Raw genomic sequence first — 19,807 nt, forward strand, 5'->3', positions numbered from 1 at the left:
CCTAGCCGTCGGCCGGTTCGTCCTCGGCCGGGGTGTCCTCTTGCGGCGCCTGGGGATCCAGCGGCAAGTCCACCGACGCCTCGGTCTGTCCGGTGGGGGAGTCCGGGATCGGGTCCGTTTCAACGCTGATGTGGATCGATTCCATGTCTGCGGCCGGACTGACGCCGCCGGTCTCGTCACCGCCGGAACTGGTGAGCAGCACCGTTACATTGCCCTCGGAATCCACGGCCCAGACGACGAACTGTTCGCTCTCGTCCAAGGCGGGTAGTTCGGCTAGTTCCACAGCCAAGGCATCGGCGGATTCCGAGGTGGTCACCGTGGCGATACCGCCGCTGCGCAGCGTCAGGGTGTTGGATATCCCATCCCCGGCATCCAGGGCCGAGGTGTCATTGGTTGGGCTGGAGGACCTCAGTGAGAAAATCACCAGGGCCAGCACGATCACGATGGCCAATCCGAGCACACCGAAAATCCAGCCGCGCGACTTGGCCGGGCGGGTGGAACGCGATGTGCTGGCTACCTCATCGACAATCCCCAGACCGAGGTCATCGTCGTGTGAATCGTTGCGGCGCTGATCGGAGCTACCGTTCATGGTCTTGAAGTCTCCCGAGGGTTTTGTCGGTTGGGTCAGGTGCCTCCGTGTCCCGGTGCACCCTATCGAGCCTACTGCACAAAGTTGGCATCAACCTGTGACTGGGAAGTGTCGGAGCTGAATGTCCTAGGCGTGCGCGAAACCGTGCTGCCGCCAGGCCTCGAACACCACGACGGAGGCGCAGTTGGCCAGGTTCATGGAGCGGCGTCCCTGCAACATCGGCAAGCGCACCAGGTCGGTGACCCGCGGGTGGGCCTTGTCAGCGGCCGAGAGCCCCACGGATTCCTTGCCGAACATCAGGATGTCCCCGGGCTGGTAGGCGATCTCCGTGTAGACGGTGCTGCCCTCGCTGGAATAGGCGAAAACCCGTCCTTCGCCCAAGGCCCGGAACGCGGCGTCCAGGTCCTCGTGGACGGTCACCACGGCCAGGTCGTGGTAGTCCAGGCCGGCACGACGTAATTTCGCGTCCTCGAAATCAAAGCCCAACGGCTTGACCAGGTGCAGTTCGGTGCCTGTTACGGCTGCCAGGCGGATGGCGTTGCCGGTATTACCCGGAATCTCAGGTGCGTTAAAAAGAATGCGGAACACTCAAACCAGTGTAGTGCCCTTCCGCTTCCGATTCGTTCAGTACATGCCCGCGATCAGCCTGGCCAGGACATCACGATCCACCAGGTTCGGTTGCGGCCCCGAGCCCAGGAAGAGCTTGAGCTCGCGGACCAGACCGGCCGCATTGAGCACATTCGGAGACCCCGCCAAGGCCGGGGCACCCTTGCGGCCGTATTCGATTACCGGTTCGTGGGGGTTGTCCCGTCCGGTCAGCACCAGTGTGTAGGGCACCACATTCATCTGCATGAAGGCCCGCTGCAGCCCCGCGACCTGCAGCGTCGGCGGCTGGGTCATCTTGTTCCCGTGGCGCAGCACCTGCCCGTCAAACATGTAGTAGCCCTCGGGTAGCATCATGGTGCCGATCACGGCCATCCGGTACCCGGCGATGAGCACGTGGTCGAAATGGCCCCCGCCGGGGGCATGCAACCCGTTGACCAACCGGGCGGCGGGCAAGACCGGCAACACATTACGCTGCAGCAGGGAGATCGTGGCTTCCTCGCGGGCCAGCCGGGAGCGCGAGGTGAACAGGCCCCGCTTGCGCGGCTGGCCGTGCACCTGCGTCTTGGATAGTTTCGCCGACAATCCGCTGAAACCCGGATCCTGCAACGCGGGGACGTACTGCACCGGCAGCTGGTTCTTGGGCGGGGTGCCGCTGGGCTTGACCCGTTCGTCGTAGGACCGGGTGGGTGCGCCATGGGCCGCGGTACGGGCATCGGGGGCCGGTCCGGAGCCCTGGAAGGAGCGGTCGTAATCGGTGCGTGCCCGCTCGTTGGATAGCAACTGGTAGGCCTGCTGCACCTGCTTGAACCGTTCAGCCGATCCACCCAGATCGGGGTGCGACTCGCGGGCCGCCCTGCGGTAGGCCACCTTGATCTCGGCCAAGGAAGCTGTTCGTGCAATGCCAAGGATTGCATAGGGGCTCGGCGAACTCATTGCTCGGCAGATGTCCTCTCGACGGAACCGCTCACGGTCGATGAAATCGGGGTATCGAAATCAAGCATAATCGCCCGGTACCGTTTTCCCGTTGCCCGCCGCTGCTCGGTAGGCTTGGTCGGTATGCGGCAGCACAGCGGTTTCCACCGTGTATCGATCGTCTTCCACCCGGGGTCCGGGCGCGGCAAGGCCGTGGCGCGCGCCGTTGAACTGCAGGTCCGGCTGGAGGCTGGAACCCATGAGATCCGGATGCTGGATACCTCGCGGGTGCCGGCCGCGGAGCTGCACAGCACGTTGCGCTCCAGCGATGCGGTGGTGGTGGTTGGCGGCGACGGGCTGATCCACTCGGTGCTGCCCGCCCTGGTGGATATGGGCATCCCCATGGGGATCATCCCGGCCGGTAGCGGCAACGACGCCTGGCGGATGGGTGGTGCCCGCACGGTGCGCCACAGCCTGGACGGGATCGCCGCCTTCCTGGCCGGGCGCGGCAGGATCAGGAGCTGCGACCTGCTGGAGCTGGTCTACGCGGGGCAACCGGACGAGACCAGGTATGTCCTGGGCGCGGTTTCCTGCGGTTTCGAGGCGCTGGTCAATGCCCGGGCCAACGCCTTGCCGCGCTGGCTGCCGGTGTCCCGCTACGCCCTGGCGCTGCTGCTCTGCCTGCCCCGGATACGTGGCAGGCAGCTGGGAATCGAGGCCGTGGATTTCCGGTTCTCGGGCAAGGTGCTGCTCGGCAGCATCGCCAATATCCGTTCGCTGGGCGGCGGGATCCCCCTGTTTCCGCAGGCGCGCGATGACGACGGTGCCGCAAACCTGATGCTGGTGCGCGACACCCCGCTGTACCGGGTGCTGCCCTACCTGCCGCGGATCCTGCGGGGAGCCGGGCACCCCTACCGGAGCACGGCGGTGCTCACCTCGGCCACGGTGCGGTTCACCGGCACCAGCTACGGGGATGGCGAACCGCTGGGTACCGGCGACTTCACACTGACGGTGCGTCCGGGGGCGTTGAGCCTGATGGATCAGCGTGCCGGCGGTACTCGGTAAGCAGCATTCCATCCTCCTCGAGCACCGAATGCAGTTCCAGGCGCACGCTGACTTCCTCGACGGTGCGCGAGATCCGTGAGCCGGGGCCGGCCACCAGCAGCGGGCTGAGACTCACGCACAGCGAGTCGACCATGTCCTGGGCGATGAACTGCCCGAGAATATGCGGTCCGCCCTCGGCATGGATAAGGCCCAGCCCGCGGTCCTGCAATTCCCGGACGATCTGCGCTGCATTGCACCAGTGACCGTGATCCTCCAGCTGGATCAGCTCGACGTTCCGCGGATACCTGCTGCTGGTGTGCTGGTTGACCTCGGCAGCGGTGAATAGCAGCACCGGTGCGGGGCTACGGGTCAGTACCGGTGCGTCGGGTTCGATATTCAGCCCGCGGCTGATGATCGCCAGCACCGGATGGGCATCCATCCCCCTGGCCACCCGCCAGTGCTGGGACTGCTCATCCAGTAGCCCACCGTCATAGCCTTCGGCCCGGACAGTACCGGCCCCCACCAGGATCACCGAGGCCAGCCGCCGCAGCAACGCGAAAACCCGGGCATCTGCCGGGGAACCCAGCCCGGCGGACAGCCCATTGACCTGGGCACTGCCATCAAGGCTGGAGACGAAGTTGAACCGGACAAAGGGGTGTGGTGTGGCAGCGTAGCGCTCCAGGATGTCCTGGTCATCCAGCCCGTGCTGGTGCCGTGGAAACAACGACCGCATTGTCAGCTCCTATCCCTTGCCGGTTGTGGATGCGCCGGCGGGTTCACATCCGACATGTTGTGCACCTGGTAGACCGGTTCACGCCACCCTGCGGCGGCCTCGATCAACCGGACAGTCTGCACCGCCTCGGGAATATTGTGCATCCTGATGATCCGCGCCCCGCCCATGATGCACATGGTTGCGGCCACCATCGAACCGACCATCCGCTCCTGTTTGGGCAGATCCAGGGTCTCTCCGATGAAGTCCTTGTTCGACACGGCCGCCAGCGCCGGGTAGCCCAGGGCGGCGATAGGGCTGAAGTTCCCGGTCACATCCAGGGTGTGGCGGGTATTCTTGTTCAGGTCGTGGCCCGGGTCGATGATGATCTTCGAACCCTCGATCCCGGCATCCAGGGCACGCTGGACCTTGGCCGCGAGATAGTCGCGCACCTGCCCCACCACGTCGTCGTAGTGTGGCCGCGGATAGGCGGTGCGCGGTCGGGCCAACGAATGGGTCAGCACCACATGCACCCCGGCAGCGGCCACCACCTGGGCCATCCCGGGCTGTGAGAGACCGGTGGTGTCGTTGATGACATCCGCCCCCGCGTCGATGGCCGCCTGCGCGACCTCGGGCAGGAAGGTATCCACGGATATGATCGCGTCGCTGCGCTCGCGCACCCGGGCGATCACCGGGACCACGCGTTCGGCTTCCTCACGCCAGGACAACGCCGGACCGGGGGAGAAGGGGACCCCGCCGATGTCCACCCAATCGGCCCCGGCCTCCACGGCCCGCAGGCTGGCTGCCACCGCCTCGTCAAGTCCGAAGGTCGACCCGGCATCGTAGAACGAGTCCGGGGTGCGATTCACCACCGCCATCACCGCGACCCGCTGCGAAAAATCGATGCGACGCCCCGAAAAGCTGTGTAGCGGGTACTTCAGATCAGGCAGGAACATCGGCAATGGATCCTTACTCCGGGGTGCGGTGGACGGCATGTTCCTTAATTCCTATCACTGAAACCGGCTTCGGTCAGGGATTCGGTGCGCGGGATCAGTAGGCTGGAGACATGCAGAACAATCATCTCCCGGCGTCCGCTGGAGAATGGATCATCGAATCCCGTGCCTGCGCGGCACCCGGTACCATCGCCGCACAAGTCCCTGCAGGGTACGAAGCCTATGTGCGGATCCTGCACCCGGCCATGGACGAGGACGGCGCCCCGGTTCGCTGGGCGGCGATTGCCGCCACCAGGAACCACCGGTTGGAGGGCGCAGACCTGTTCGAGGATGTGTCCGGGCTCGACGAGCACGGGGACCCGCTCAGCGATGACGCCTGGGTGGACGGGGACGTGCCGGCCTACGAGTTGCCCATCGACCAATGGCGGGTACTGGCCCGGATCCTGGTCGAGCACCTCGGCACCGGAGGGCTGGTGGCCGGGCTGTGGGCCGGATACGCCTTCATCGAGGGCGGGGAGCGGATCCAGATCGATTTCGAAACGGACCCGCAGGCCAGCGCCGAAGACAACGAGCAGGCCCGCGCACGCGAGCTGGCCCGGGCCCAGCAGCCGGGACTGCCCGAGGAGATCCGGAACAGCCCCACCCTCGACCTGGGCGGGGGATACCGCAACTACCACCTGTTCGCGGTGGACCGCGAACAACTGGCCAGCCCGCTGTGGGCGGTGACCGCCGCCGGCGAACAGCGCCAGCGACCAGGCCTGGTGTTTGCCCGGGACCGGTCGTGGATGCTGTCCACCGAACCCTATGACGACTCCACCATTGTCGGTGGTAGCCGGTCGCTGATCCAGGCGATTACCGCAGCCGCGCAGCTGGAAGCCATCGAGGTCAGCGAACTCACACGAATCGGCCATTCAATGTAGCCCGGGGATGCTCGTACCATTGAAGGGATGAACAACACGCCCGTATACCTCGATCATGCCGCCACCACGGATATCAACCGTGCCGCGTTGGCGGTGCTGAGCGAGCAGATGACACGGACCGGCAACCCCTCCTCCCTGCACGGAGCCGGGCGCCAGGCCAACCGTGTGGTTGATGATGCACGCGGGCAGATCGCCCGGGCGGCCGGAGCACACCCCAGTGAAGTGGTCTTCACCTCCGGCGGCACCGAATCGGACAACCTGGCCCTGAAGGGGTTGTACTGGAATCGCCGGGCCGCGAACCCCCAGACACGGCTGATCCTGCTCAGCGGCATGGAGCACCATGCGGTGCTGGACACCGCCGAATGGCTCCAGGCCCACGAGGGTGCCGAACTGTGCTGGATGCCGGTGGATGCCGACGGGGTGCTGGACCTGCACAGCGCCATGGCCCTGATCGACGAGCACGCCGAACGGATCGCGCTGGTCACCCTGATGTGGGCGAACAACGAGGTAGGCAGCGTGCAGCCGGTCCCGGCGCTCGCCGAATACGCCGCCGGCTACGGCATCCCGCTGCATACCGATGCGGTCCAGGCCTTCACCTCGGTACCCACGGATTTCGCCACCAGCCAGGCGGCCACGATGGCCATCAGCGCGCACAAGATCGGCGGGCCGGTGGGAATCGGTGCGCTGCTGGTGCGCCGTGACATCGTGCTGACCCCCGTGCAACACGGCGGCGGGCATGAACGCAAGTTGCGTTCGGGCACCCTGAATGCCGCGTTGGCCGCCGGCTTCGGTATCGCGGCGCAGGAAGCGTCAGGGCACCGCGAGGCCGAATCCTCCCGGCTGGGTGCGTTACGTGATCGTGCCGTGGCCGCGATCGCCGAGCTGATCCCCGAAGCTGTGCTCAATGGGCCGGCGGATCCCGGCGGCACCGGAAAGCGGCTGCCGGGCAACCTGCACTACACCTTCCCCGGATGCGAAGGCGATTCGCTGTTGTTCGTGCTGGACATGCTCGGTATCCACTCGTCCACCGGTTCGGCCTGCACCGCCGGGGTGCCGCAGCCTTCGCATGTGCTGCTGGCCATGGGACGTGATGCCCGGACCGCGCGCAGTGTGCAACGCTTCACATTCGGGCATAGCACCAGCGACGCGGACGTTGACAAACTATTGGAAGCACTGCCCGAAGCCTATGCCCGGGCCAAGAAGGCCGGCATGGCGGCCGACGAAAGCAGTATCCGTACTGCGGGAACAGGATTTACACGATGAAGGTCTTAGCAGCGATGTCCGGCGGGGTCGATTCGGCGGTGGCCGCGGCCCGCGCCGTCGAGGCGGGCCACGACGTGGTCGGGGTCCACCTGGCACTCTCGCGGATGCCCGGAACCCTGCGGACCGGTTCGCGCGGGTGTTGCACCATCGAGGACTCCTCGGATGCCTGGCGGGCCTGCGACAAGCTGGGGATCCCGTTCTACGTCTGGGATTTCTCCGACCGGTTTTCCGAGGATGTGGTCGAGGACTTCATCAGCGAATACGAGGCCGGACGCACCCCCAACCCCTGCATGCGGTGCAATGAGAAAATCAAGTTCGCCGCCCTGCTGGAAAAGGCCCTGGCCCTGGGCTTTGATGCGGTCTGCACCGGACACTATGCCAAGGTCATCCGCGACCAGGACGGCAACCCGGAACTGCACCGCGCCGCGGACTGGGCCAAGGACCAGTCCTACGTGCTGGGGGTGCTGACCCACCAGCAGCTGGAACACTGCATGTTCCCCCTGGCCGAGACCCCCTCGAAGGCCCAGGTGCGTGCCGAGGCCGCCGAACGCGGGTTGACGGTGGCAAACAAGCCGGACAGCCACGACATCTGTTTCATCCCGGACGGGGACACCCGGGGCTGGCTGGCCGAACGCATCGAGATGAAGCCCGGGGTCATCGTCGACCAGGACGGCAACGAGCTCGGGGAACATCCCGGGGCGCAGGCCTTTACCGTCGGTCAGCGCAAGGGGCTGCGCCTGGGCCGTCCGGCAGCCGATGGCAAGCCACGTTTCGTGCTGGAGATCCGCCCCAAGGACAACAAGGTCATCGTCGGCCCCGAGGCGCTGCTGGCGGTGGACGAACTGCGCGGCATCCGGGTTTCCTGGGCCGGACTGCCGATCACCGAAGTAGCGGCCGGTGCCCGGTTCGACTGCATGGTACAGGTCCGCGCCCACGGGGATCCGGTGGCGGCGGTCGCCCATGTGGAACGCACCGAGCACGGAATCCCGGTGCTGGTGACCCGGTTGCTTGAACCGATGCGCGGAGTGGCCCCCGGCCAGACCATGGTCATCTACCAGGGCAGCAGGGTCCTTGGCCAGGCCACCATCGATTCGGCCCGCTCCACCGCCTGGGATCCGGCCAAGGTCAGCTAGCTTTCCAATTACCTGGGAAAACCCCCGTCGTACCCGGCGGGGGTTTTCTGCTGCCCGCAGGTACCTTGGCCGCCAATCCGGCCCGCGGCAGCGCCAACGCCGCGTCCACAATCCCGCAACACCTCATTGACTAGCGCTCTTGAGTGTTAACCCCGGAAAGCCGGTGCCGCGGATCAACTGCGGCCCACGGAAGCGTATCCACATCTTGAGATGTGAAAGATCTGTCGTATAGTTGACTGAGCGTGGCGCTTATCACCCCCTAGTGTCACGGCGATCACTATGAGAAGGAAAAAGACATGACGCCAAAACTCACCCGTCTTTCGCGCGCAGCGGTGCTGTTGACCGCCAGCGCCCTGGCACTTTCCGCCTGCACCGGCCCATCGGGCTCCACCGACGCTGACGAGGGCGGCGCCGAGACCCCGGCAGCGATCACCCTGGGCACCACCGACAAGGTCACCTCGCTGGACCCTGCCGGATCCTACGACAACGGCTCGTTCATGGTCATGAACCAGATCTATCCGTTCCTCATGAACAACGAACCTGGTAGCCCGGATCCGCTACCGGACCTGGCCGAAAGCGCGGAGTTCACCTCGCCCACGGAATTCACCGTCAAGCTCAAGCCCGGCGCCAAGTGGGCCAACGGCAACGACCTGGACTCGGCCGACGTGAAGCACAGCTTCGACCGCCAGCTGGCCATCTCCGATCCCAACGGGCCCAGCAGCCTGCTGGGCAACCTCGAGTCCGTCGAGGCTCCGGATGCCACCACCGTGGTCTTCACCCTGAAGGTCGCCAACGACCAGACCTTCCCGCAGGTGCTCTCCTCCCCGGTCGGGCCGATCGTCGATGACGAGGTCTTCCCGGCCGACGCCCTGCTCGATGACCAGGAAATCGTCTCCGCCAACGCCTTCGGCGGCCAGTACGTCATCGACTCGTACAACAAGAACAACCTGGTCTCCTTCGCCGCCAACGACGCGTACAACGGAGTCCTCGGTGCCCCGGCCAACGACCAGGCCGCCATCAAGTACTACGCCGATGCCAACAACATGAAGCTGGAAGTGCAGCAGGGCATGATCGATGTGGCCTGGCGTTCGCTGACACCGACGGACATCGATGACCTGGAAGGCCAGGACAACCTGACCGTGCATAAGGGCCCGGGTGGCGAACTGCGCTACATCGTGTTCAACTTCGATTCCATGCCATACGGTGCCGACACCGCCGAGGCGGATGCCGATAAGGCCCTGGCCGTCCGCCAGGCGGCGGCGAACCTGGTGGACCGTGCGGCCATTGCCTCCGAGGTCTACAAGGACACCTACACCCCGGCCTACTCGTTCGTTCCGCAGGGCTTCACCGGAGCCACCGAGCCGCTGAAGGAGAAGTACGGGCAGAACGGCGGACCCGATGTCGAGGCCGCCAAGAAGCTGCTGGAGGACGCCGGGGTGGATACCCCGGTCAAGCTGGCGCTGCAGTACAACCCGGACCACTACGGACCGAATTCGGGTGACGAGTACGCCATGGTCAAGGCCCAACTGGAAACCGAGGGCCTGTTCGAGGTCGACCTGAAGTCCACCGAGTGGGTCACCTACCAGCAGCAGCGTGTCACCGATTACCCGGCCTACCAGCTGGGTTGGTTCCCGGACTACTCGGATGCCGACAACTTCTTGTCACCGTTCTTCGCCAAGGACAACTTCCTGTCCAACGGCTATGACAACGATGCAGTGGATTCGCTGATTGCCGAACAGCGCGGTGAAGTCGACGAGGCCAAGCGTGCGGAAATGATCGGCCAGCTGCAGGACATGGTTGCCGATGACCTGTCGACCCTGCCGCTGCTGCAGGGCGCCCAGGTAGCGGTCTCCGGTAGCGATGTCCAGGGCGTGGACTCGACCCTGGATGCCTCCTTCAAGTTCCGCCTTGGCGTACTGAGCAAGTAAGCCCTGGCCCAACCGGCGTATGCGACGCCAAGGGGGCCTGCGGTGCCCGAACCGGGCAGTATCTCCGCGGGCCCCTTTGGCATGTCAGGGAGCGTTCCCTGATGGCAGCAGCGCCGGAAAACCCGTCCGAAGGAACCTGAATGTCCATAACCCTGCCTGTGGAAGAACCCACACCCAGTGCACCGGAGAAGAAACGCAAGGCGCTGGGCGGCGGCTTCGCCCGCTACCTCATCACCCGCTTCCTGCTGATCTTCCCCACCATCTTCATCCTGATCACCGTCGTCTTCTTCCTGATGCGGGTGACCGGGGATCCGATCACCGCCGCCCTGGGCGGGCGGCTGACCCCGAACCAACTGGCCGAACGCATCGCCGAGGCCGGCTACGACCGTCCGGTGCTGATCCAGTACTTCGAATACCTGGGCCAGATCCTGCGTGGCGACCTGGGCCGGACCATGACCGACAACCGTGAGGTGACCGAGGTACTGCTGACCTACGGGGCCGCCACCTTGGAACTGTCGATCAACGCGGTGCTGGTCGCCCTGCTGATCGGTATCCCGCTGGGTCTGATCGCCGCCCGATTCCGTGACAGCTACTCGGATGCCGCCCTGCGGATCTTCGCGATCCTGGGATACGCCACCCCGGTCTTCTTCGCCGGCCTGCTGCTTAAACTCATCTTCGGTGTGTGGCTTGACTGGCTGCCGATTTCCGGGCGGGCCCAGTGGCAGACCGAACTGGCGCTGAACAACCTGGCCAGTCCCTCGGGGATCTACTGGCTGGACGCGCTACGCAGCGGCAACCTGGCCGCCTTCTGGGATGTGACCGCCCATGCGGTGCTGCCCGCCGTGGCCCTGGGCCTGCTCACCGGCGGTGTCTTCCTGCGCCTGGTCCGTACCAATGTGATCGGCACGCTGGGCCGCGAATACGTCGAGGCCGGCCGTTCCCGCGGCGTCAGCGAATACCGCCTGCTGACCAAGCACGCCTACCGTCCGGCATTGATCCCGATCATCACCGTGATGGGCCTGCAGATCGCCATGCTGCTGGGTGGGGCCGTGCTGACCGAAACCACCTTCGAATGGTCCGGACTCGGATTCAAGCTGGCCGAGTACCTCACCGCCCGCGACTTCGTGGCGGTGCAGGGCATTGTCGTGCTGTTGGCCGTGATCGTGGCGGTCACCAACTTCATTGTCGATGTGGTCGCCGCACTGATCGATCCGAGAGTCAGGTTCTAGAGATGGTTGCAACTACTCCCGTGAGCGAAGCGAAGATCGGCGCGCCCTGGTGGTTGCGCTTGCCGGTGGTATCGCACCTGCGCATGTCCTCCGGACTGCAGCGTGGAATGCTGATCGCCGGGCTGGCGCTAACCGCGCTGCTGCTACTCACCGCGCTGTTCGCCCCGTTGATCGCGCCCTTCGACTTCGCCCAGAACGCCGACGCCACCGGGGCCTTCCCGCGCCAAAGTGCGCCCGATGACAAGTTCATCTGGGGCACCACGGTCTCCGGGTACGATGTCTTCTCCCGCACCATGTACGGGGCCCGGACCGCGGTCTGGGTGATCGTCGCCGCGGTGCTCATGTCCATTTTCCTCGGGGTGTTCCTCGGCCTGGTCTCCGGCTACCTCGGCGGCTGGTTCGACCGTGTCATGGTGGTGCTGAACGACGCCATCTACGCCTTCCCGTCGCTGCTGCTGGCGATCGTGATGTCCATCGTGATCTCCCAGGGCCAATCCTCGCTGTTCGGCGGCATCATGGCCGCGGCGATCTCGATCACCGTGGTGTTCATCCCGCAGTACTACCGGGTGGTGCGTGCCGAGGTGATCCGCCTGAAGGCCGAGCCCTTCGTGGAATCCGCCCAGGTGATCGGCGCCAGCGGCTGGCGGGTCATGTTCACCCACCTGCTGCGCAACGCCACCCGCACCCTGCCGCTGATCTTCACCCTGAACGCCTCCGAGGCACTGTTGACGCTGGCAGGCCTGGGCTTCCTGGGCTTCGGCATCGAACCGACCGCGGCCTCCGAATGGGGTTTCGACCTGAACCGCGCCATGAGTGATGCCACCAGTGGCATCTGGTGGACCGGGCTCTTCCCGGGGCTGGCCATCGTGATGACCGTGCTGGGACTGACCCTCGTGGGCGAATCGATGAACGACCTGAACGATCCGCGGTTACGCCGGATCAGCCGCAGGAAAGCCAAACGAATGATCCAGATGGGAACCAAGGCATGAGCCCTACTGACGCAGGCACCGGCAAGGTGCTGGAGGTATCCGAGCTGTCCATCGACTTCGTCACCGACTCCGGGGCGGTCCCGGCCGTGAAAGGCGTGGATTTCTCGGTCAAGGCCGGGGAGATCCTGGCCATTGTCGGCGAATCGGGATCGGGCAAGTCGGTCACCGCCCGCACCGCGCTGGGCATCATGGCGGAGAACGGTGCCGCCCGCGGGGCGGTCTACCTGCAGGGGCAGAACATGCTCACCGCCAGCGGAGCCCAGCTGCGGGCCGCCCGTGGACGCGATGTGTCCATGGTCTTCCAGGAGCCGTCCACCGCACTGAACCCGGTGTACACCGTGGGCTGGCAGATCATGGAAGGGATCCGCGCGCACACCAGGATGAGCAAGAAGGAAGCCCGCTCCCGCGTCATCGAGGCGATGGGCCAGGTGGGCATCCCGGACCCCGAACGGCGGGTGGACTACTACCCCCACCAGTTCTCCGGCGGACAGAAGCAGCGCGTGGTCATCGCCGCCGCACTGGCGATGAAACCCTCGCTGATCGTCGCCGATGAACCGACCACCGCCCTGGACGTGACCGTGCAGGCCGAGATCCTGGCCCTGTTGCGTGAGGTCCGTGACGAACTGGGCACCGCGATCGTGATCATCACCCACAACATGGGGGTGGTCGCCGATATCGCCGACCGGGTGATCGTCATGAACAAGGGACTGGTCGTCGAGCAGGCCGCGGCCACCACGCTTTTCGAGAACCCCGGCCAGGACTATACCCGTTCGCTGCTGGCCGCGGTGCCGCACCTGGGACGCAACAGCGCCTCCGAGGGGCTCACCGAACGCCCGCACGCGCAAAGCAAGGTCCTGGTGGAGGCCAAGGACCTGTACATCCACTATCCCGGACGGTTGGGGGCACCGGGGTTCACCGCGGTCGACGAAGTGTCCTTCAGGATCCATGCCGGCGAAGTCTACGGCCTGGTGGGGGAGTCCGGTTCGGGCAAGACCACCATCGGACGCACCATTGCCGGGCTGAACAGGATGACCGCCGGCTCCCTGCAGGTGCTGGGCTATGAGATGGCCGAATTCAAGGAACGAAGTTTCAAGCCGTTGCGCCAGGATATCGGATTCGTCTTCCAGGATCCGGCTGCGAGCTTCAATCCGCAGCTGACCATCGGCGAATGCGTGGCCGAACCGCTCAACGTGCACCGCGAGCTGACCCCGCGGGCCACCCGGGACAAGGTCGCGGCCTTGTTGGAATCGGTGCAACTGCCATCCTCCTACGCCGGCCGCTACCCGCATGAGCTTTCCGGAGGGCAGCGCCAGCGGGCATCGCTGGCCCGCGCCCTGGCGTTGGATCCGAAGCTGCTGATCGCCGATGAGCCGACCAGTGCGCTGGACGTGTCGGTGCAGGCCAAGGTGCTGGAGCTGTTCAAGCAGCTGCAGCAGGAGCATGGATTCGCCGCCCTGTTCATCTCCCACGACCTGGCCGTGGTGGACATGCTGGCCAGCTGGGTCGGGGTGCTGTTACGCGGCAAGCTCGTGGAGGAGGGGTTGGGTTCCGCGGTGCTCAGTGCACCGAAGAACCCCTACACCCAGCGCCTGATCGCCTCATTGCCCGTACCGGACCCCCGCGAGCAGGCCAAACGCCGGGCGCTGATCGAGGAGCTGAACCGGAACAGCTGACCGGCCATCCGATGGACCCGTCGACAACATCCTGTCGGCGGGTCCAAAGTCATCGAATGCGTACTATGACCACGGTGGAAGTAAACTGGGCGCATGAGCGAGCCGAATAACAATACCGAGGCCACGGACTTCGACCCGCACTCAAGTTCCCTGCGCGGCGAGGTTGAGCAAAGCGTGTTGGAGGAGCTGTATTCCATCCGTGGCAGCATCGACAATTATGATGCCCAGCTGGTTTACCTGCTGGCCGAGCGTTTCAAGGCGACCCAGCGGGTCGGACACCTGAAGGCCCGGCACCAGCTGCCGCCGAGCGATCCCAATCGGGAGAAGTCGCAGATCGAGCGCCTGCGCCAGCTGGCCCGCGAAGCGCACCTCGACCCGGAATTCGCCGAGAAGGTCCTGAACTTCATCATTTCCGAGGTCATCCGCCACCACCAGAACATCTCGGAATCACACCACAATGGATAACCCGCCGACATCCGATGCCGTGGCCGCGGCCGAGGAGTCGGTGCACGTCACCTGCCATGCCGCCTTTGCCGGCAAGGAAGCCCTGGAGGTGCACCGTGTCGTGCGCGGGGAATTGGGCGAACCGAACCTTGCGGTGTTGCCCGAACTACCCGAGCGCGGGATCTGGGCCGAACCGGTCGCCCGTAGCGCCGCGCTGATCACTGAACTCGGCTTCGACCTGCAACCGCATGGGTGGCGTGTGGGCGTAGCGGACGGGATCGACGCCCGCCGGGCCCGTTCGCTGCTGCGCAGCGACGAGAACCTGCTGGCCGACGTGATCGGAGCGGAGAAGTCCGTCTCACGGCGCATCAAGCTCTCCATCATGGGCCCCTGGACGCTGGCAGCCAACCTGTACCTGTCCAATGGCGAGCGCGTGATCAGCGATCACGGGGCCCGCCGCGATGTCATCCAGGCCTACACCCATGGACTGGGGGACTGGCTCACCCGGGTGCGGCGCATCACCTCGCTGGAACACTTCACCCTGCAGTTGTGCGAAGAGCAGTTGCCGGCGGTCCTGGACGGAACCATACCCACCGTCAGCGGCTACCGGACCCTGCGCTCGCTACCACGGCAGGAGGTGCGTACGGGGTTGAAGGAATTGGTCGAAACCATCGAAACCGAACACCAGGTGTCCTGGATCAGTGGCCTGCCGCAAGCCGACCCGAAGTGGCGCGAGCGCGTGGATCTGCTGGAGCAGGCCGGAATCACCGGGATGATCTTCGATCCGCGGACACTGGATTACCGACAATGGGAGCGGATGGCCGGACTGGTTGAGTCCGGTGGCCAGGTCTTCCTGGAGGCATTGGACCCCGCGCAGCGACCGCCGGGCGTGGTCCAAGGGGTCAAGGACCTCCTCAAACCATGGCGCACGCTGGGCCTTGAACCGGCCACACTCTCCGCCTTGCGGCTGATGCCACGTGGGGATTTCCGCACCAGCAGTCCCGGTGAGGTCCTTCGCTGCCTGCAAAGCCTCACCGGTTATGCCCAAGCCCTTGAGCAAACACGGATCGACGCCTAGGTTACACGCCCAAGCTCCGGGGCCACCGGGGGAAACCGGCGTGTTCTCATGTATCTTAAGAACAATGGGGTAAAGAACTTACCCGGCGGTATGCTGTGCTCGTGCCATGCACCGATATGTTGGTTTCAGGGGGAAGTTGAATGAAGGCGAAGATCTTGGTCGTCGATGACGACGAGGCGCTGTCGGAAATGATCGGCATCGTTCTGCAGAACGACGGATTCGAACCGGTCTTTTGCTATGAGGGATCTGGAGCCTTGGAAGCCTTCCGCGAAGCCAACCCGGATCTGGTGCTGTTGGATCTGATGCTGCCCGGAATCGACGGGATCGAGGTCTGCAAGCTGATCCGCGCCGAATCGGATGTGCCGGTGGTGATGCTCACCGCGAAATCGGACACCGCCGATGTGGTGCGCGGCCTGGAATCCGGGGCGGACGACTACGTACCCAAACCGTTCAAACCGGCCGAACTGGTGGCCCGGGTCCGCGCACGCTTGCGCCCGGCCGAAACGCATACGGCCGAGACACTGAACGTCGGGGATGTGAGCATCGATGTGGCCGGACACCGCGTGACCCGCGGCGAGCAGGTGCTCTCACTGACCCCGCTGGAATTCGATTTGCTGGTCACCATGGCACGTAAGCCATGGCAGGTCTTCAGCCGTGAGCAATTGCTCGAAGCCGTGTGGGGTTACCGCCATGCGGCAGATACCCGGCTGGTGAACGTGCACGTGCAGCGCCTGCGGTCCAAGATCGAGAAGGATCCGGAGAAGCCGGGAATCATCCAGACCGTTCGCGGGGTCGGCTACAAGGCTGGTTCGTCAAGTTGAACCAGCGCGCAACGACCGGAAAAGAACTAGTCCCGGTCGACGTGCGCAACGCGGAACTTCCCCGGGCTCCGCGGTTCTACCGTCTCAAGGCCTGGGTCTTTCGTCCCCTGACGGTCCTGCGGCGTCGCTGGAACCGCCACCTGATGTACCGTACGGTGGCCTCCACCTTGCTCTTCACCTCGCTGGCGCTGCTGGCGGCCGGGGCGTTCCTGTCCAACCAGATCGCCAATACGTTGTTCACCGAACGCTTCAACCAGATCGCCACTGAATCCGAACGGGGCCTGAGCCAGGCGCGCTCGATCTTCGAATCGGCGGCCACCACCGACAGGGTGTCCACCCAGTCACTGGTCAACAGCACGCTCAGTACCCTGGAAGGCGACGGGGCCAGCGTCGTGCGCGACTTCGTGCTGGTGCCGTTCCCGGGAGACGAGAACATCTACGTGGCACCCACCGCCTCGGGACAGCTCACCAGCCGGATCATCCCGGAGGACCTGGCCGAACGGGTCATGAACGATCCGGGTATCTTCTGGCGCTCCGTGGAGATCCGCACCGGAACCGACCAGGTGCCGGGCATCATCTTCGGAACCCAGGTCCTGTTGCCACCCGGAGTGGACTACGGGCTGTACCTGGTCTACGACCTGAGCAGCGTGCAGAACACCTTGGAGTTCATCAACCGCGCCATGATCCTGACCGGATTGATCCTGCTGCTGGTGGTCGGGGTCATCACCTGGTCGGTCAGCCGGACCGTGGTCCGCCCGGTCGCCGATGCCGCCTACGTGTCGGAACGCATTGCCGCAGGGGACCTGGACCGGCGCATGAAGGTGGCCGGTCAGGACGAGGTGGCCCGTCTGGGCACCGCGTTCAACCACATGGCCGCCTCCCTGCAGGACCAGATCACCCAGCTGAATCAGCTTTCGGCCATGCAGCAGCGTTTCGTCTCTGACGTCTCCCACGAATTGCGTACCCCGTTGACCACGGTACGCATGGCCGCAGAGCTGATCTACGATGCCCGCGAGGACTTCGACCCGATGACCTCGCGTTCGGCCGAATTGATGTACAACCAGATCGAGAGGTTCCAGAACCTGCTCAACGACCTGCTGGAGGTCTCGCGTTTCGACGCCGGCGTGGCCGTACTGGACCGCGAATCCACCGACCTGGGCACCATTGTGCGCAAGGTCATCGATACCGCCACCCCGGTGGCCGACGAATACGGTTCGGTGCTGCGCCTGAACACCAGCGGATCGGGCTGCGTGGCGGAGCTGGACCCGCGTCGCGTCGAGAGGATCCTGCGCAACCTGGTACTTAATGCCGCGGAACACGGTGAAGGTCACCCCATCGACATCACGATCGGGCAGGACGAGGATGCCGTGGCCGTCTCGGTGCGGGACCACGGAATCGGGATGAGTGAAGAGGCCTTGGCCCATGTCTTCGACAGGTTCTGGCGGGCCGACCCGGCCCGCAAACGCACCACCGGTGGTTCCGGTCTGGGGCTGGCCATCGCCAAGGAGGATACGGCCCTGCACGGGGGACGGCTGGAAGTCTGGGGCGCCCCCGGTGTGGGAGCCAACTTCCGTCTGACGTTGCCGCGCACTCCGGGCGGCACCATCACCAGTTCACCGATACCATTGGAACCCAGCGCGGTGCCTGATTTGAGCGGGGCGAGCATCCCGGAGCATTTCCCGCTCACCGGCGAACTGCCCAAGATCGGGTTCGTACCGTTGCTGCTGGATGATGTGTTGGATGACGACATCGCCGATCCGACGATCGAAGAGAAGAAACGGGCAGGAGGAGCAGACACCGATGGCGCGTAACCTCTACCGGATCATCGCCGTGGCCCTGACCGGCCTGATGGTGCTCTCCGGCTGCGCCGCGATACCGCGTAGCTCGCCGGTGCAGCAGATCGAATCGCAGCCCATCGACGAGGAACTGGACAACTACAGCTTCACCGCGCTTGGTCCCACCGAAGGGGCCAGCCCGCGCAGCATTGTCGAAGGTTTCATGGAAGCGGGCATCTCATTGGCCCAGGATTACGCGGTGGCCCGCGAATTCATGGCCCCGGAGCTGAAGAACGAATGGAAGGGCACCACCCGTACGCTGGTCTACGATGCCAGCTCGATCATCGGCGCCGAGTCGGAAAACCGCTACACCGTCCAGTTGGAAATCACCGCCGAGGTTGACCAGTACGGGATCCGCACCGAGTACCCGCCGCATTCGACCCGTGCGGTGGATATCGAACTGACCGTGGTCGACGGGCAGTGGCGGATCTCCAACACCCCGGACGGCATCATGCTCGAGACCAGCTACTTCGAGCGGATCTTCGCCCCGCGATCGCTGTACTTCTATGACTCCAGCTACAACTACCTGGTTCCGGACATCCGCTGGTTCTCCTCGCGTAGCGGAGCGGCGACCTCCATCGTGGAGGCGTTGCTCGCTGGCCCCGCACCGCACCTGGAGAATGCGGTCCTCTCCGCATTCTCGCCAGCCAGCTCGTTGATGCGCTCCGCGGTTCCGGTCAAGGACGGTACGGCCACGGTGGACCTGAACGCCGAGACCTTCCAGGACAGCTCTGACTTGGCCAAGCAGTTGATGCAACGCCAGCTCTCGGCCTCCCTGGATGAACTGACCTCGGTCGAACGGGTCCAGATGCAATCCGAGGAGTCCGATGTGATCATCGGTCCCCTGGCCACGGACTACGTTGAGCCGCAGATCAACCCGAGCACCCCCGATACCCTGGTGGGACTGGAGGATGACCGACTGGTGTACGTCAAGGGACGCAGCATCATACCCGTCGGAGGGGTGCCGGATCTGTCGCAGTATTCGCCGCGTGCACCGGCCATGGCACCGGTGGGAAACCGGTTCGCGTTCCTTTCCGGTGACGGCACACGACTGATGGGTGTTGACGAACATGGCCAGGTAACCCAGATCGCCAGCGGCACCGACCTGCTGCGCCCGTCCATGGACGTCGCCGGGTGGACCTGGACGGCGGATAATTCCGAAAGCAATCCGATCATCGTGGCCCCGGCCGATCCCAACGTGTCGGGGGAGACCCGCCCCATCACTGTCAGCTGGCTCAGCGGGGAATCGGTGGACTCGCTACGCATTTCCCGTGACGGTTCGCGGGCGTTGTTGGTGGTCCATGACGAGGAACGCACCCGGGTGCTGGTGGCCGGGATCGTTCGCGATACCGATGGGGTGCCCCGCGGCTTGAGCGAACACCCCATGGAGATCTTCCCCAGCGTTCCGGCGAATACCGCCCTGTGGAACTCCGACCAGTCCATTATCGTGGCGCAACTGGGCCGCAACGAGTCGGTGCGAGCCGAATTGGTGACCTTCTCCGGCGGCAGCGAACAGTTCTCCCCGCTACTGGGCATGGTGAACCTGGCGGTGGGTGTTGGCGAACGGCGCCCGGTTTACGCCGGAACCCTGGGTGAATTGCACACCCGGGTAGGCAACACCTGGCGGGTGCTGGAGGATTTCGCCGCGGACGTCTCCTACCCGGGATAGTTTCCACAGCCT

General features: G+C 65.0%; 18 protein-coding genes. 13 read left to right on the forward strand and 5 right to left on the reverse strand.

The window, feature by feature from the left end; genetic code table 11:
- Position 1: 1 nt before the first annotated feature.
- From OK351_RS02475 to OK351_RS02485, 3 genes are all read right to left on the reverse strand, one after another.
- A complete protein-coding gene (locus tag OK351_RS02475) occupies positions 2–589 on the reverse strand; it encodes an anti-sigma factor (RefSeq protein ID WP_265155745.1) in 588 nt (195 codons plus the stop codon).
- A 126-nt stretch (positions 590–715) separates the two neighbouring features.
- Positions 716–1,177 (reverse strand): tRNA (cytidine(34)-2'-O)-methyltransferase, encoded by a 462-nt coding sequence (locus tag OK351_RS02480; RefSeq protein ID WP_265155746.1) that lies wholly within the window; start codon positions 1,175–1,177, stop codon positions 716–718.
- A 36-nt stretch (positions 1,178–1,213) separates the two neighbouring features.
- On the reverse strand, positions 1,214–2,128 hold the full coding sequence (locus tag OK351_RS02485) for a J domain-containing protein (RefSeq protein WP_265155747.1): 915 nt from the start codon (positions 2,126–2,128) through the stop codon (positions 1,214–1,216).
- A gap of 123 nt (positions 2,129–2,251) precedes the next feature.
- On the opposite strand from OK351_RS02485, the gene OK351_RS02490 reads away from it, so the two are divergent.
- Positions 2,252–3,172 (forward strand): diacylglycerol/lipid kinase family protein, encoded by a 921-nt coding sequence (locus OK351_RS02490; protein ID WP_265155748.1) that lies wholly within the window; start codon positions 2,252–2,254, stop codon positions 3,170–3,172.
- Here OK351_RS02490 and OK351_RS02495 read toward each other — a convergent pair.
- A complete protein-coding gene (locus OK351_RS02495) occupies positions 3,108–3,884 on the reverse strand; it encodes a dihydrofolate reductase family protein (protein ID WP_265155749.1) in 777 nt (258 codons plus the stop codon). The two genes, OK351_RS02490 and OK351_RS02495, sit on opposite strands and share 65 nt — an antisense overlap.
- Positions 3,885–3,886: 2 nt before the next feature.
- Entirely contained in the window at positions 3,887–4,816 is a 930-nt protein-coding gene (gene folP / locus OK351_RS02500) for a dihydropteroate synthase (RefSeq protein WP_265155750.1), read from the reverse strand.
- A gap of 110 nt (positions 4,817–4,926) precedes the next feature.
- Here folP and OK351_RS02505 point away from each other — a divergent pair, with 110 nt between their 5' ends.
- From OK351_RS02505 to OK351_RS02560, 12 genes are all read left to right on the forward strand, one after another.
- Complete coding sequence (locus tag OK351_RS02505) at positions 4,927–5,733, forward strand: hypothetical protein (protein WP_265155751.1); 807 nt, start codon at positions 4,927–4,929, stop codon at positions 5,731–5,733.
- Between the two features lie 27 nt (positions 5,734–5,760).
- Entirely contained in the window at positions 5,761–6,996 is a 1,236-nt protein-coding gene (locus tag OK351_RS02510; RefSeq protein ID WP_265155752.1) for a cysteine desulfurase family protein, read from the forward strand.
- Entirely contained in the window at positions 6,993–8,129 is a 1,137-nt protein-coding gene (mnmA, locus tag OK351_RS02515) for a tRNA 2-thiouridine(34) synthase MnmA (protein WP_265155753.1), read from the forward strand. Before OK351_RS02510 ends, mnmA begins: the two co-directional genes overlap by 4 nt.
- A gap of 296 nt (positions 8,130–8,425) precedes the next feature.
- Positions 8,426–10,057: an ABC transporter substrate-binding protein gene (locus tag OK351_RS02520; RefSeq protein ID WP_265155754.1), complete on the forward strand. Its 1,632-nt coding sequence runs from the start codon at positions 8,426–8,428 to the stop codon at positions 10,055–10,057.
- 140 nt (positions 10,058–10,197) lie between these two features.
- A complete protein-coding gene (locus OK351_RS02525) occupies positions 10,198–11,286 on the forward strand; it encodes an ABC transporter permease (protein WP_265155755.1) in 1,089 nt (362 codons plus the stop codon).
- Between the two features lie 2 nt (positions 11,287–11,288).
- Positions 11,289–12,275, forward strand: coding sequence for an ABC transporter permease (locus OK351_RS02530; RefSeq protein WP_265155756.1), 987 nt, complete (start codon positions 11,289–11,291; stop codon positions 12,273–12,275).
- Complete coding sequence (locus OK351_RS02535) at positions 12,272–13,948, forward strand: ABC transporter ATP-binding protein (RefSeq protein ID WP_265155757.1); 1,677 nt, start codon at positions 12,272–12,274, stop codon at positions 13,946–13,948. The genes OK351_RS02530 and OK351_RS02535 overlap by 4 nt, the downstream gene beginning before the upstream one ends.
- 93 nt (positions 13,949–14,041) lie before the next feature.
- On the forward strand, positions 14,042–14,413 hold the full coding sequence (locus OK351_RS02540; protein WP_265155758.1) for a chorismate mutase: 372 nt from the start codon (positions 14,042–14,044) through the stop codon (positions 14,411–14,413).
- A complete protein-coding gene (locus tag OK351_RS02545; protein ID WP_265155759.1) occupies positions 14,406–15,470 on the forward strand; it encodes a uroporphyrinogen decarboxylase/cobalamine-independent methonine synthase family protein in 1,065 nt (354 codons plus the stop codon). The genes OK351_RS02540 and OK351_RS02545 overlap by 8 nt, the downstream gene beginning before the upstream one ends.
- A 140-nt stretch (positions 15,471–15,610) precedes the next feature.
- On the forward strand, positions 15,611–16,291 hold the full coding sequence (gene mtrA / locus OK351_RS02550; protein WP_265155760.1) for an MtrAB system response regulator MtrA: 681 nt from the start codon (positions 15,611–15,613) through the stop codon (positions 16,289–16,291).
- Entirely contained in the window at positions 16,288–18,102 is a 1,815-nt protein-coding gene (gene mtrB / locus OK351_RS02555; protein ID WP_265155761.1) for an MtrAB system histidine kinase MtrB, read from the forward strand. Before mtrA ends, mtrB begins: the two co-directional genes overlap by 4 nt.
- Positions 18,092–19,795 carry an LpqB family beta-propeller domain-containing protein gene (locus tag OK351_RS02560; protein ID WP_265155762.1) on the forward strand — a complete coding sequence of 568 codons (1,704 nt, stop codon included), beginning with the start codon at positions 18,092–18,094 and terminating at the stop codon, positions 19,793–19,795. The genes mtrB and OK351_RS02560 overlap by 11 nt, the downstream gene beginning before the upstream one ends.
- Positions 19,796–19,807: the final 12 nt, after the last annotated feature.

The organism is Glutamicibacter sp. MNS18 (genome assembly GCF_026107515.2).
Classification (GTDB): Bacteria; Actinomycetota; Actinomycetes; order Actinomycetales; family Micrococcaceae; genus Glutamicibacter.

Excerpts from the sequence above, each read along its gene's own strand:
- OK351_RS02505 (WP_265155751.1), top strand. The coding sequence starts at position 4,927 with ATGCAGAACAATCATCTCCCGGCGTCCGCTGGAGAATGGATCATCGAA.
- OK351_RS02510 (WP_265155752.1), top strand. The coding sequence starts at position 5,761 with ATGAACAACACGCCCGTATACCTCGATCATGCCGCCACCACGGATATC.
- OK351_RS02485 (WP_265155747.1), bottom strand. The coding sequence starts at position 2,128 with ATGAGTTCGCCGAGCCCCTATGCAATCCTTGGCATTGCACGAACAGCT.
- OK351_RS02490 (WP_265155748.1), top strand. The coding sequence starts at position 2,252 with ATGCGGCAGCACAGCGGTTTCCACCGTGTATCGATCGTCTTCCACCCG.
- OK351_RS02560 (WP_265155762.1), top strand. The coding sequence starts at position 18,092 with ATGGCGCGTAACCTCTACCGGATCATCGCCGTGGCCCTGACCGGCCTG.
- mnmA (WP_265155753.1), top strand. The coding sequence starts at position 6,993 with ATGAAGGTCTTAGCAGCGATGTCCGGCGGGGTCGATTCGGCGGTGGCC.
- OK351_RS02540 (WP_265155758.1), top strand. The coding sequence starts at position 14,042 with ATGAGCGAGCCGAATAACAATACCGAGGCCACGGACTTCGACCCGCAC.
- OK351_RS02545 (WP_265155759.1), top strand. The coding sequence starts at position 14,406 with ATGGATAACCCGCCGACATCCGATGCCGTGGCCGCGGCCGAGGAGTCG.
- OK351_RS02535 (WP_265155757.1), top strand. The coding sequence starts at position 12,272 with ATGAGCCCTACTGACGCAGGCACCGGCAAGGTGCTGGAGGTATCCGAG.
- folP (WP_265155750.1), bottom strand. The coding sequence starts at position 4,816 with ATGTTCCTGCCTGATCTGAAGTACCCGCTACACAGCTTTTCGGGGCGT.
- OK351_RS02495 (WP_265155749.1), bottom strand. The coding sequence starts at position 3,884 with ATGCGGTCGTTGTTTCCACGGCACCAGCACGGGCTGGATGACCAGGAC.
- OK351_RS02475 (WP_265155745.1), bottom strand. The coding sequence starts at position 589 with ATGAACGGTAGCTCCGATCAGCGCCGCAACGATTCACACGACGATGAC.
- OK351_RS02530 (WP_265155756.1), top strand. The coding sequence starts at position 11,289 with ATGGTTGCAACTACTCCCGTGAGCGAAGCGAAGATCGGCGCGCCCTGG.
- OK351_RS02520 (WP_265155754.1), top strand. The coding sequence starts at position 8,426 with ATGACGCCAAAACTCACCCGTCTTTCGCGCGCAGCGGTGCTGTTGACC.
- mtrA (WP_265155760.1), top strand. The coding sequence starts at position 15,611 with ATGAAGGCGAAGATCTTGGTCGTCGATGACGACGAGGCGCTGTCGGAA.
- OK351_RS02525 (WP_265155755.1), top strand. The coding sequence starts at position 10,198 with ATGTCCATAACCCTGCCTGTGGAAGAACCCACACCCAGTGCACCGGAG.